The following is a 12,768-nucleotide window of genomic DNA, read 5'->3' as shown; positions in this document are numbered from 1 at the left end:
CCCCCCCCTCGGGATATGAAAAACAGCAGTCCCTCTGAAGGAACTGCTGCATATCGTTGCCGGATGTTCCGGCGGTCAGAAATACTTCACCTCTTTGCCCTCGATGGCCGAGAGGAGGTTGTTGGCGGCCGAGGAGGCACCGATGCGGAACAGGTCGGTCGTGAGCCACTCCTTGCCGAGAATCTCCTCGACGACGGTGTAGTAGAGTGCGGCGTCTTCGGCCGAGCGGACGCCGCCTGCGGCCTTGAAACCCACCTTGCGGCCCGTCTTGTCGAAATAGTCCTTGATGGCCTGACACATCACCACGGCGGCCTCGGGCGTTGCGGCCACGTCGATCTTGCCCGTCGAGGTCTTCACGAAATCGGCCCCGGCCAGCATCGACAGCAGCGAAGCCTTGCGGATCAGTTCGGGGGTTTTCAGCGCACCCGACTCGATGATGACTTTCAGCACCACATCCTCGTCCATCTCCGTGCGGATCACCTCCACTTCGTTGGCCGCTTCGTCGTACTCGCCCGTGAGCATGCGGCCCACGTTCAGCACGATATCCACCTCGTCGGCTCCGTTCTCCACGGCCATCGCCACCTCGAGGGCCTTCACCTCGAGGAACGTCTGCGCGGCGGGGAATCCGCCTGCCACGCTCGTGATCTTCATCGGCGTGCCGTCCACGGCCAGCCCCACGGTCTCCACGAATGCGGGGTAGATGCAGATCGACGCCACGTTGGGAATGTGGGGGTATTTCTGGTAAAACTCCACGGCCTTGCGGGCGAACTCCGTGACGGAGGTCACCGAATCGTTGCACGACAAGGTCGTGAGGTCGACGGCCGAGTAGCAGAATTTGTAGACCTCGGTATTGTGGTTGTGTGTTTCGGCAACCTTGCGGATGCGGGCGACTTCGGCGTCGACCTGCGCGGCGCTCCATGCCGGAGCGTATTCATTCAGATGGTTGGCGTATTCCATGTGATCTTGTTTTTTACAAAATTAGAAAAATTATTCGATCCCGCGTCGCTTCCGGGCCATTTATTTTAAGAACGGGCCCGTTCGGACCTTTGTTGCCCGGACCCTCCGGAGCAGATGCAAAAAAAGAGCCTGAACCGTTTCGGCTCAGACTCTTTTTATCGGTTCGTGCGGAATTACTTCTGCAGCGGCTTCAGGTTGATGTCCTTGGCAGCCTTCTGAGCCAGCGCGGGGTTCTTCGAAACGGCGCTCTTCAACTGTGCCTCGGCGGTCTTGAGGTCGCCTTCCTTCGTGGCGATCACAGCGCGCAGGTAGTCGGCGTCAGCCGAGTTGTCCTTGGCGATAGCCTTCTTGGCACCGGCCAGATCGTTCGACTGAACCAGAGCGATAGCCTCGTTGTAGCCTTTGAGACCCTTGGCAGCAGCCTTGTAGTCACCCTCGGCGGCAGCCATGGCAGCCTTGGCCTGAGCGTCGGCGGAAGCAGCGTACTTCTTGGCCTCGGCGGTGTTGTTGTTGGCCAGGTTAGCCAGCAGCAGGTTCTTGTTGAGCTCCTTCGACGAATCCAGCTTGGCAGCCTTCTCGAACGACTTCAGGGCAGCGGCCTTGTCGCCGGCCTGCGTCTGAGCCACGCCGAGGTTGTTCCATACGCGGGCGTCGTTGAACTTCTTCGAAGCGGCGGTCAGGATGGCAACCTGCTCCTCGGCACCGTTGGCCAGCTCCTGAGCGGCATAGAGGTACTGCTCTGCGGTCAGCTCGCCGCCGTTGCGGTAAGCGGCCATGATCTCAGCGTCGGTCAGGCCCTGAAGGTCGGTGCTGTTGACGATCTGCGAACGGCGCAGTTCGGGAAGCACCTCTTTCTTCAGCTCCTCGAATACCGTCGACATGTTCTTGATCTCGGTCTCACGCTCTGCGGGCGAGTTGTAGAGGCTCAGCACCTGAAGAATGAGGTTCTTGTCCTTGATGTTCGACTTCTCGACCAGCTCCTTGAAGCCGTCCCAGTCCTCACCGTAGGCAGCGGCGTCGATGTCGAGGCCGGCGTCCTTCAGCAGTTTGGCAACGACCTTCTTACCCGACTCGCTGCGAGCCTGCGAGAGCTTGTCGTTGAATTTTACCGGACCGTCGGGCGAAGCGTAGCCCTTCACGGCGATGTTCTGCGTAGCGCGGTCGTTCGTGAGGTTCTTGTCCACGTTCTCCTTGAAGGCGCCGAGGTCGGCGTTCTTCTCGTTCTTTTTCGTCACTACCGACGAGTTGATCGCGTAGAGCAGGTCGGTCTTGTCAACCACCGTGGTCACCTTCTTGTAGTTGTTGGCCATCTGATCCATCAGGTCGCCATACTTGAGGTCCTTCTGCAGGGTGTTCAGACCGTAAGCCACCGTCAGGCCGAACTCCTTGGCGATAGCGGCCTTGGCAGCGGCGTCGTTGCCGGCCAGCACGGCAGCCTGCTCCTTGGTGGGGATGGCGCCGGTGTTCAGGTTAACGAGTACGAACTCCTTGGCTTTGCCTTTCGGGCACTTGATCTCGGCGCGGAGCTGCAGTGCGCACTGGTCCATGCGGGGATCGTAGGGGAATTCCACATGCTGCGTGAAGTTGCCGCCGTTGATCTTGTCTACGACAGCGTAGTTCTCGTCCACTTTCGAACCCTGATAGTATTTGGTAGCGCCGGCCACTTCGCCGCCCTCGAATACGATGACGGGGGTAACCTTGATGATGGCCTTCTTGTTGAAGTACTCAACGGGGAAGGTGACATTGATGTCGGCGGCAACGGTGCCGTTGTTCAGCGTGAGAATCTCGGGGGTGACCGTCAGCTTGATGTCGTCCCGGTTCTTGGCCATCTTCTTGAAGCAATTACAGCTCGAGAATGCCAGTGCGGCAACTACGAGCACCATGCTCAATTTCATTAAGTTTTTCATAATAGGTAAAATTAATGTGTTTATTTTAAATTTGTTTGCCCTATTTCAGTCCGTTCCGGAACCCGTTTCCGGGCGTATTCGCCCATTTTCAGCCCGCGGAACAGCGCAAATATAGAAAACTCTTGCTAATTATGCAATATTCCGGACGGAAAAAACGGTGTATTTCCGTCCGAAATATCCACATTAACAGTCGTTTTACTCCTCCTTGCTCTCGTGGTGCTCCCGACGCTCTCCGCGGTCGCGGCGTTCGCCGCGCTCTCCGCGCTCGGGACGCGGGCGGCGTTCCCGCTCCACATAACCCTCGGGTTTGGGAAGCAGCGCCTTGCGCGACAGTTTGAGCTTGTTGGTCTTGGGGTCGACGCCGATCAGCTTGACATCGATCTCGTCGCCCTCCTTCAGGCCGGTCTCCTCCATGGTCTCGAAGCGCTTGTAGTCGATCTCCGAGATGTGGAGCAGGGCGTCCTTGCCGGGCATGATCTCGACGAAGGCGCCGAAGGCCACGATCGAACGGATCTTGCCGTGGTACGTCTCGCCCACCTCGGGGATGGCCACGATGGCCTTGATGCGCGCCAGCGCACCGTCGAGAGCCTCCTTGTTGATGCCGAAGATGTCGACATAACCTTGGTTGTTGTTCTCGGTGATGGTGATGGTGGTGTTCGTGGTCTTCTGGATGTCTTGGATGACCTTTCCGCCCGGGCCGATCACCGAACCGATCATATCCTGCGGGATGGTGATCTGTACGATGCGCGGTACGCAGGGACGGTAGTCCTCGCGCGGCTCGGCGATGCACTCGGTGAGTTTGCCGAGGATGTGCATGCGGCCTTTGCGGGCCTGCTCCAGCGCGGCGCCCAGCACCTCGTAGGAGAGTCCGTCGACCTTGATATCCATCTGCGTGGCGGTGATACCGTCCTTGGTACCCGTCACCTTGAAGTCCATGTCGCCCAAGTGGTCCTCATCGCCCAGAATGTCCGACAGCACGGCCCACTTGCCGGTCTCGGAATCGGAGATCAGACCCATGGCGATGCCCGATACGGGTTTCTTGATCTTCACGCCGGCGTCCATCAGCGCGAGGGTTCCGGCGCAGACCGTAGCCATCGACGACGAACCGTTCGACTCGAGGATGTCCGACACGATACGCACGGCGTAGGGGTTCTCCTCGCCCAGCGGGATCATCGGCTTCAGGGCGCGCCATGCGAGGTGGCCGTGGCCGATCTCGCGGCGGCTCAGGCCGCGTGCGGCCTTGGCCTCGCCCGTCGAGAACGGCGGGAAGTTGTAGTGGAGCACGAACTGCTCGGTGCCCTGCACGAGCACCTCGTCCTTGACTTTCTCGTCGAGTTTCGTGCCGAGCGTCACGGTCGTGAGCGACTGGGTCTCGCCGCGGGTGAAGATCGCCGAGCCGTGTGCCGCGGGCAGGTAGCCCACCTCGCACCAGATCGGGCGGATCTCGTCGGTCTTGCGGCCGTCGAGGCGCAGACCTTCGTTGAGGACCATGTTGCGCATGGCCTTCTTCTGCACGTCGTCGTGGAAATATTTGTGGATCAGCGGAGCCTTCTCGGCGAGCTCCTCCTCCGAGTAGCGGGCTGCGAACTCGGCCTCGAGGGCGTTGAACTTGTCCTCGCGCTCGTGCTTCATCGTGCCGCTCGTGGCGATGGCGTAAGCCTTGTCGTAGAGCTCCTTGATGATCGTCTGGCGGAGTTCCTCGTCGTTGACTTCGTGGCAGTAGGTACGCTTCACGTCCTTGCCCAGCTCCTTCGAGAGTTCGATCTGTACGGCGCAGTGCTTCTTGATCTCCTCGTGCGCGAACTTGATGGCGCCGAGCATGACCTCTTCCGAAACCTCCTTCATCTCGCCCTCGACCATCAGGATGTTGTCGATCGTACCGCCGACCATGATGTCGAGGTCGACCTTCTCCATCTCCGAGTAGTTGGGGTTGATGACGTACTGTCCGTCGATGCGGGCTACGCGGACCTCCGAGATGGGGCCGCCGAACGGGATGTCCGACACGGCCAGCGCGGCCGATGCGGCCAGTCCGGCCAGCGCGTCGGGCTGAATGTCCTTGTCGGCCGAGATGAGGTTGACCGTAACGTAGACTTCGGCGTGGTAGTCTGCGGGGAACAGGGGGCGGAGTGCGCGGTCGATCAGACGGGCAACGAGGATCTCGCTGTCGTTTGCACGGCCTTCGCGCTTCATGAAGCCGCCGGGATAGCGGCCTATGGAGGCGTACTTCTCCTTGTACTCTACCTGCAGGGGCATGAAATCGGTGTCGGGTTTTGCATCCTTGGCGGCCACGACGGTACCGAGCAGCATCGTGTCGCCCATCTTGACGACGACCGAGCCGTCGGCCTGTTTGGCCAGTTTGCCCGTTTCGATCTCGATCTGGCGTCCGTCGGCCAGGGTGATCGTTTTACGGACTGCGTTGTACAGCTTCTTTTCTTCCATAAAAAATTTAAACCTATGAGTGTTTTTGATTGTTTTCGCAACGAAAATGAAGGCAACCCCTCTCGGGAATTGCCTTCATTTCTTCCTCGGGATTACTTGCGGAGATTGAGCGTCTTGACGATTGCGCGGTAGCGCTCGATGTCGACCTCCTTGAGGTACTCCAGCAACGCGCGGCGCTTGCCGACCAGACGCAGCAGTGCGCGCTGGGTTCCGAAGTCGTGCTTGTTGCTTTTGAGGTGGTTTGTAAGGTGGCTGATACGGTAGGAAAACAACGCGATCTGACTTTCGGGCGAACCCGTGTCGGTGTTAGACTTGCCGTACTGGCCGAAAAGCTCCTGCTTTTTCTCAGCTGTTAAATAAGCCATTGTGTAAAATTTGTTTACGTTCCACTCTACGACGCATCCCCCTTACCGTGGATAACGCCAGAGCGTTCCGCAAAGGTACGAAATAATTAAGAATTAAGCATTCAAAACAGAAAATTATTTGCCTTTTTGGCCGGAAAACTTACAATATACTCCGGAAAATCGTATTTTTGCGGCTAAACAAGTGAGAATTATGCTGAAAAAGGGGATCTGCGGGGCTTTGGCCGTGCTTGTTGCGACCGCTTTCTGGGGCTGCGGACGCCGTCCCGCCTACGTCTCGGTCGACGGGGTGATGCTGGGCACGACGCTGCATGTGGTGGCCGACGTCCGGGACGTCTCGCCGCAGGAGCTTTACGCCGCCGTCATGGAGCTCGACCGCGAAGCCAAGGTGTCGATGTCGATCTACGACTCCACGTCGCTGCTGAGCCGCCTGAACCGCAACGAAACGGACAGCGTCGACCGTCATATCGCCTTTAACCTCCGCCTTGCGGACAGTATCGGCTCCCTGAGCGACGGGCGTTACGACGTGACCGTCAAGCCGTTGGTCGAGGCGTGGGGCTTCGCCGGGAAGGAGCGCACCGAGCATCCGAACGTCGATTCGATCCTCGAATTCGTGGGGCGCGAGAAGGTGCGCATCGAGGCCGGACGTCTGGTCAAGGACGATCCCCGCGTGCAGCTCGATTTCAATTCGATAGCCAAGGGCTATACGGTCGACCTGCTGGCCGCTCTGGTCGAGAAATACGGTGCCGAGAATTACATCGTCGACATCGGCGGCGAGGTCCGCTGCCGGGGCGTCAACCGGCAGGGTAATCCGTGGCGCATCGGCATCGAAACCCCTTTCGACGGCAATATGTCGAACGGCGAATACCTCCAGAAACGGGTCCGGCTGCACGACGGCGGACTGGCTACTTCGGGCAACTACCGCCGTTTCTACCTCGATAAGGAGGGTAATAAAGTCGCCCACACCATCGATCCGCGCACGGGCCGCAGCGCTGTTTCGCGCCTGCTGTCGGTGACGGTCGTGGCCCCGACGTGCGCCGAAGCCGACGCCTTGGGGACCATGTTTCTGGCCATGGGCGCCGACGATGCGCTGGCTGCTGCGGCCGCCATGCCCGGGGTGAAGGTCTATTTCATCCTCGCGGACGGCAGCGACGGTTACGAGGAGTATGTTTCACCGGCTATGGAAGCATTGATTATGCAATAATAATATCATGAAACAGGCTGTATTTCTTTATAATACGCAGTCGGGCAAAGGCAAGGTCGCCCGCAACGTCGAGGCCATCTGCACCGTCTTCCGGGCTTACGGCTACGAGATCACGCCCCAACTGATCGATTTCGGTGCAAACCCCTTCGACGGCAACGAGGCAATCGATCTTATGGTCGTGGCGGGCGGCGACGGCACGGTCAACTATGTGGTCAACGCCATGAAGGGCAAGGGGCTGGATATTCCCGTCGGAGTGGTTCCCTCGGGTACGGCCAACGATTTCGCCCGGGCGCTGGGCATGTCGTGCGAACCGCTCGAAGCGGCGCGGCAGATCGCTTCGGGAGGCGTCGAACGGGTCGACGTGGGGTGCGTGAACGGGCTTTGGTTTGTCAACATCTTCTCGTTCGGCATCTTCACGACCACCTCGCAGCGCACACCCGACAAACGCAAGCACCGGATCGGCAAGCTGGCTTACATCATCGAGGGGGTCAAAGAGTTCCGTTCGATGCACGCCGTGCCGCTCGAGATCGAGGCCGACGGCGAGCGCTTCGACCTGCGGTCGCTGATGGTGCTCATCTTCAACGGCGAGACGGCCGGCGGTTTCCATTTGGCGCGCCGCTCGTCGATCAAGGACGGCCTTTTCGACTGCATCCTGCTCGAGAAGAAGAACTTTTTCCGCTCGACGCTGGCCATGTGCCGTTACTTGGCGGGCGGGCAGCCGAAGATCGTCCGCCACCTGCAGGCGCAAACGATCGACATCCGTTCGACGGTCAACGAACCGACGGATGTCGACGGACAGAAGGGCGCCGAATTCCCGCTGCACATCGAGTGCATCGCCGGGGGCCTGCGCATCATGTGCGAAAAACAGCAATAGGGAACCGCTGCGGGCGGAGGGTTCGGAGAGGGTTTTGTGAAATATTTTCCGACTCTTTTTGGGGGCGGTATTGCGATTTTGGACCGTTTTTGTTACTTTTGTCGGAAAAACTACGACGATATGGCGGATAATGGCAAGGCGACGCGCGGCAGCGGACGCGAAAACCTGCGAAAAGTTTCCATCTCCCGGCTCAAAAAGGAGATGAGCGATGTCTTTTACCTTTCGGACGATCTGGTCATTTCCGCGCTCACGGCCGACAAGAACACCACGGCCGACTATCCGACTTCGATCGACGGTTTTACGGCCATCATCATGATGGCCGGCGAAGCTACGGTGTCGATCGACATGCAGAATTACAACATCAAGCCCAACACCATCGTCTTTTTCAACCCCGATTCGATCATCCGCACGGTCAAATGCTCGTCCAATGCCGCCGCCTACCTGCTGGCTTTTTCGAAATCGTTCGTCAACGAGATCCAGATCGACCTCTCGACCTCGCTGCCGGTCTACATGCGTTTCGGCAAGGCCCCGGTGCTGGAGGTGACACCGCAGGACGTGGATGAGATCCGCCAGTTGTTCCAGCTTATCAAGACCATGCTGCGCAGCGACAAGGAGCGCTACCGCCACGAGATCATCCGCACGCTTTTCACCACGGCGTTCTACATCATCACCGAGATCAACCAGCGCGAGCAGCCCGGCGAGATCAAACAGGGGCGCTGCGAGGTGCTGTTCGACGAGTTCATGTCGCTTCTCCAGCAGTACAACAAACGTGAGCGTAATGTGAGCTTCTACGCCAAGCAGCTCAATATCACGCCTAAATACCTCTCGTCCGTGGTGAAGGAGGTGAGCGGCAAGACTGCCGCGCGGTGGATCGACGAATCGGTGATCCTCGAAGCCAAGGCTTTGCTCAAATACTCGGGCATGAGCATTCAGGAGATCGCCTATCACCTGAATTTCTCGACCCAGTCCTTTTTCGGCAAGTATTTCAAACAGCATACGGGCACCTCGCCCTCGCGCTACAAACGGAAGGGATAACACCCCATGAAACGACTGTTCCTGCTCTGCTGCTGCCTCGCGGCGGCCATGCCCCTTTCGGCCCGTAACGAATCCCTCGAACGGGCTGTCCGCGCCGTGACCGACTCGGTGCGGGCGACGGTGGGCGTCGCGGTCGTATTCGGTGACGGCGATACGCTCGTGGTGAACAACGCCTGCCGCTATCCCACGATGAGCGTCTATAAGTTCCATCAGGCGCTGGCCCTGCTCGACGACCTCGACCGCCGCGGCCTTCCCCTCACGACGCGCATTCCGGTCCGCCGCTCCGATCTGCTTCCCGATACATGGTCGCCGCTGCGCGAAGCCTGCCCCGAAGGCGGCGAGTTCACGGCGGCGGAACTGCTGGCGTACAGCGTCGCGCAGAGCGACAACAACGTCTGCGACGTGCTGTTCCGGTTTCTGGGCGGCCCGGAGGCCGTGAGCCGCTATATCGCCGGACTGGGCATCGGTGAAACCGTGATCGTCGCCGACGAAGAGACGATGCACCGCCGTACGGACAATCAGTATCTCAACTGGACCACGCCGCTGGCCGCCGTGCGGCTGCTCGAACTTTTCCGCCGCGGGGAGCTCCTCTCCGCCGCATCCGGGGATTTTCTGCTGAAGACAATGTTCGCCACCGCGACCGGCCCCGACAAACTCCGGGGCCTGCTGCCTCCCGGCGTCGCCGTGGCGCACAAGACCGGTAGCGCTTTCCGCGATGCGCAGGGCGTGATGGTCGCCGACAACGACATCGGCATTGTCCGTCTGCCCGACGGACGCAGCTATTCGATTGCGGTCTTCGTCATGGATTCCCGCGAGGACGACCGGACCAACGCCGCCGTCATCGCCCGCATTTCGCGGCTCGTCTACGATTACGCCACCCGGCGATAACGAAAAGCCCCTCCGCAGAGGGGCTTTTTCATACGCTATTTCAGTGCTTCGACCACCTGTCGGATCATCGCCGGGATGGCGTGCTCCTCCTGCGCGGTGTAGAAGTTGCCGTCGATCTCGAACGGGGCGTCCGTCGCCACGGGGCCCGTCACGGCGGCTTTGGCCAGCGGATGCACGGCGACCCGCCGTCCGGCGGCGACGCCTGCGAATCCGAACATCATCCCCGCGGCGCAGTGGCCGATCATCAGCTTGCCCTTCTCCCCGAAGGTTTTCAGCACCTCCATCAGGTCCTTGTTCCAAGGCTCGCCGGCATGCTGTGCAAAGACCGGCACGGCGTCGCCGCAGGCGAATACGAGGGCGTCGTACTCATCCTCGTGCCCTTTGAGGTTGGCGATCACGTCGTCGGCCGTCAGGCCGAGACCCGAGTTGGTGCGGATCTCGCGGCTGTCGGCCACGGCGAACACGGTGCAGGGAATCTTGTTTTCGAAAAACGTTTCCAGATACTGGAACAGGCCCATCCCGTTCACGGGATTCACGGCCACGACGGCTACTTTCTTTGCCATGATTGCGATTCGTTTAGTGGAACAATGGTTATTTTCAGTAAGTTTGTTACCTTTGCGTACAAATATAGGGCAAGCCGCCCGCAAAAACAAGAACGCACCTAAAGATGAGTTGGTTACGCCGAAGTAACCATTGCTGAATACCAAACGGATGGAAGCGGAAAAAAGTTTGCAGAATTTTACGCCCACGGGCAGTTGTCCGATCCGGGACATCCTGAACCGGCTGGGGGATAAATGGTCGATGCTGGTGCTGCTGACGCTCGATGCCAACGGCGTGATGCGTTTCAGCGAGATTCACCGCACGCTGGGCGACATTTCGCACCGCATGCTGACCGTCACGCTGCGGATGCTCGAAACCGACGGAATGATCCGCCGCGAGGTCTATGCCGAGGTGCCTCCGCGCGTGGAATACAGTCTTACGGAGCGTGGCAGGAGCCTGCTGCCGCATATTTTCGGACTGGTGGAGTGGGCCGAGACGAACAAGGAGGCTATTCTCGCCGCCCGCCGGAAATCCTGAGCGACATCCGCCGCGCGTCGACGCCGTCGGAGTAGTAGCCCCGCAGCAGTCGGTCGTCCCGAAATCCGTTGCGGGCGTAAAGCCCTATGGCCGGGGCGTTATCGGTGCGCACTTCAAGCGTTACTTCATCCAGCCCGAGCTGTCGGGCCAATGCAATTGCCGCATCCACCAGCGCCTGCCCGGCTCCGCATCCGCGGGCCGCGGGGTCTACCGCCACGGAGTAGATGCGCAGGTTGCGGGCCGTGCGCCGCGTCAGCAGCGTGATGTAACCCACGACTTCCTGCCCGCGGCAGGCGACGTAGGACGCTCCTTCGGCCTGTTCTAGCAAATAACGCAACTGCCGCCGCGAAAAGGCCTCGTCCTCCGGAAAACAGCGCCGTTCGACGGCCGCCACGGCGTCGAGGTCCCCGATTGTCGCCGGGCGTATTTCGACCGCAGGCGTCATTGTGCGTGCAGGCGGTTCAGACAGTGGATGAAGTGGTTGAGGATGCGGTAATAGAGTTCGTCGCCCAGCACGGCATCCTCGACCTCGTGGTCGATCGACGGGTTGTCGTTGATCTCGATCACCACGGCCTTTCCGTTGATGAGTTTCAGGTCCACGCCGTACAATCCCTTGCCGATCAGCGCCGCGGCCTTGACCGCCGTATCGATTACCTTTTGCGGAACGTTGTAGAGCGGCACCGTCTCCCATGCGCCGCACAGGTTGCGGCCCGTGTCGTCGTGGGCGTGGTTGTAAATCTGCCAATGGCCTTTGGCCATGTAATATTTGCAGGCGAAGAGCGGTTCGCCGTCCAGCAGGCCGATCCGCCAGTCGAACTCCGTGGGGATGAACTCCTGCGCCAGCAGCACGGCCGAGTGTTCGAACATTTCGCCGAGAGCCGCACGCAGCTCCTCCTCGTTGCCGACCTTGTGCATGCCGACCGAGAACGATCCGTCGGGAATCTTGAGAATGAAGGGTGCCCCGAGCCGTTCGCTGATCTCCCCGAACGTGTAGTCGTTGAGCCGGAACAGCAGTTGCGAAGCGGGGGCCGGGATGCGCGCCTTCTCGAACAGCTCGCACAGGTAGACCTTGTTCGTGCAGCGGATGATCGACTCGGGATCGTCGATCACGGCGATGTCGTTCATCGCGGCCCGCTGGGCGAGGCGGTAAGTGTAGTGGTTGAGCGACGTGGTCGTGCGGATGAACAGCGCGTCGAACTCCATGAGCCGCGTGGCTTCCTCCTCGGTGATCAGCTCGGCGTGGATGTTCATTTTGTGGGCTACTTCGAGGAATTTGGCGAGTGCGTCCTTGTCGCTGGGCGGGAATTTTTCGTTCGGATCGTAGAGGATGGCGAGGTTGTAGCGCGCGGGCTTGGCCGAGCGCGGCGACCGCCAGACCTTCTTGTTGAAGCAGTCCAGCGCATTGGCGAAGTCGTCCTGCTCGCTCTCCGAGAGCTGGCGCAGCGGGAGCGCCTGCACCGATTCGATCTGGTTGCGCGCATGGTTGTTCATCACCACGCGCAGGATCGGGCAGGGATAGTGGTCGAAGATGAAGCGGGCGATCTTCTCCAGCCCCTTCTCCCGGCAGGTCCCGAAGTAGATGTTCAGTTGCCAGACTTCGTCCGATATGCGGTTGCGTTCGATCCATTGGTGGCACTGTTGCTGCAGGCTGCGCGTCATGCGGATTCCGGCGCCCGATTCGAGCTTGTTGAGGGTCTCGACGCCCGGCAGCACCCGGTGCCCCCGGGCTTGGGCCAGCAGCGAACAGTAGTAGCCTTCGGAGTTGTAGCCGTAGTCGTCGCTGAGGTTGATGACCAGTTTGGGCTTCCGCTCCCCGTAACGGTGTTCGAGGTAGTCGGTGACGGTGACGAGCGAATCGGTTTCGCAGTAGGGCTTCCAGTCGTTGAGGCTGTTCAGCAGGATGAGGACGCTATTCATAAAAAAGTGCTTTCAACGGGCCAAATGTAAGCAAATAAGGCATCGGTTGTACACTTTGCGCACCGATTGTGCGAAATAAAAAAACGGGCTCCCTCGGGAACCCGTTTG

Annotated in this window: 12 protein-coding genes; 5 read left to right on the top strand and 7 right to left on the bottom strand. The window is 59.8% G+C overall.

Annotation, left to right across the window (positions count from 1 at the left end; translation table 11 throughout):
* Window positions 1-75: 75 nt before the first annotated feature.
* From deoC to rpsO, 4 genes are all read right to left on the bottom strand, one after another.
* The gene (gene deoC / locus BN5935_RS03555; RefSeq protein ID WP_064974887.1) at window positions 76-957 is read right to left on the bottom strand and encodes a deoxyribose-phosphate aldolase; all 882 of its coding nucleotides are present in this window, start codon (window positions 955-957) and stop codon (window positions 76-78) included.
* A gap of 173 nt (window positions 958-1,130) precedes the next feature.
* Entirely contained in the window at window positions 1,131-2,852 is a 1,722-nt protein-coding gene (locus BN5935_RS03550) for a hypothetical protein (RefSeq protein ID WP_064974886.1), read from the bottom strand.
* Between the two features lie 207 nt (window positions 2,853-3,059).
* Window positions 3,060-5,303, bottom strand: coding sequence for a polyribonucleotide nucleotidyltransferase (gene pnp / locus BN5935_RS03545; RefSeq protein WP_064974885.1), 2,244 nt, complete (start codon window positions 5,301-5,303; stop codon window positions 3,060-3,062).
* A 92-nt stretch (window positions 5,304-5,395) separates the two neighbouring features.
* A complete protein-coding gene (gene rpsO / locus BN5935_RS03540) occupies window positions 5,396-5,668 on the bottom strand; it encodes a 30S ribosomal protein S15 (protein ID WP_064974884.1) in 273 nt (90 codons plus the stop codon).
* Between the two features lie 190 nt (window positions 5,669-5,858).
* Between rpsO and BN5935_RS03535 the strand changes: the two genes are divergently transcribed.
* From BN5935_RS03535 to bla, 4 genes are all read left to right on the top strand, one after another.
* On the top strand, window positions 5,859-6,869 hold the full coding sequence (locus BN5935_RS03535) for an FAD:protein FMN transferase (protein ID WP_064974883.1): 1,011 nt from the start codon (window positions 5,859-5,861) through the stop codon (window positions 6,867-6,869).
* Between the two features lie 7 nt (window positions 6,870-6,876).
* Window positions 6,877-7,743 carry a diacylglycerol/lipid kinase family protein gene (locus BN5935_RS03530; RefSeq protein ID WP_064974882.1) on the top strand — a complete coding sequence of 289 codons (867 nt, stop codon included), beginning with the start codon at window positions 6,877-6,879 and terminating at the stop codon, window positions 7,741-7,743.
* Window positions 7,744-7,863: 120 nt separating this feature from the next.
* A complete protein-coding gene (locus tag BN5935_RS03525; protein WP_064974881.1) occupies window positions 7,864-8,778 on the top strand; it encodes an AraC family transcriptional regulator in 915 nt (304 codons plus the stop codon).
* A 6-nt stretch (window positions 8,779-8,784) separates the two neighbouring features.
* Entirely contained in the window at window positions 8,785-9,666 is an 882-nt protein-coding gene (gene bla / locus BN5935_RS03520) for a class A beta-lactamase, subclass A2 (RefSeq protein WP_064974880.1), read from the top strand.
* Between the two features lie 35 nt (window positions 9,667-9,701).
* Here bla and BN5935_RS03515 read toward each other — a convergent pair whose 3' ends face one another.
* Window positions 9,702-10,229, bottom strand: coding sequence for a DJ-1/PfpI family protein (locus BN5935_RS03515; protein WP_064974879.1), 528 nt, complete (start codon window positions 10,227-10,229; stop codon window positions 9,702-9,704).
* 166 nt (window positions 10,230-10,395) lie between these two features.
* Here BN5935_RS03515 and BN5935_RS03510 point away from each other — a divergent pair, with 166 nt between their 5' ends.
* Window positions 10,396-10,743 (top strand): winged helix-turn-helix transcriptional regulator, encoded by a 348-nt coding sequence (locus BN5935_RS03510; RefSeq protein ID WP_064976820.1) that lies wholly within the window; start codon window positions 10,396-10,398, stop codon window positions 10,741-10,743.
* On the opposite strand, the gene rimI is transcribed toward BN5935_RS03510, so the two are convergent.
* Window positions 10,715-11,188 carry a ribosomal protein S18-alanine N-acetyltransferase gene (gene rimI / locus BN5935_RS03505; protein WP_064974878.1) on the bottom strand — a complete coding sequence of 158 codons (474 nt, stop codon included), beginning with the start codon at window positions 11,186-11,188 and terminating at the stop codon, window positions 10,715-10,717. The genes BN5935_RS03510 and rimI overlap by 29 nt on opposite strands.
* Window positions 11,185-12,660: a RimK family protein gene (locus tag BN5935_RS03500; RefSeq protein ID WP_064974877.1), complete on the bottom strand. Its 1,476-nt coding sequence runs from the start codon at window positions 12,658-12,660 to the stop codon at window positions 11,185-11,187. Before BN5935_RS03500 ends, rimI begins: the two co-directional genes overlap by 4 nt.
* Between the last annotated feature and the right edge of the window lie 108 nt (window positions 12,661-12,768).

Source organism: Alistipes provencensis, from assembly GCF_900083545.1.
Classification (GTDB): domain Bacteria; phylum Bacteroidota; class Bacteroidia; order Bacteroidales; family Rikenellaceae; genus Alistipes; species Alistipes provencensis.
Note: the sequence above shows the minus strand (reverse complement) of the source record. Positions and strands in the feature narration are given on the sequence as shown.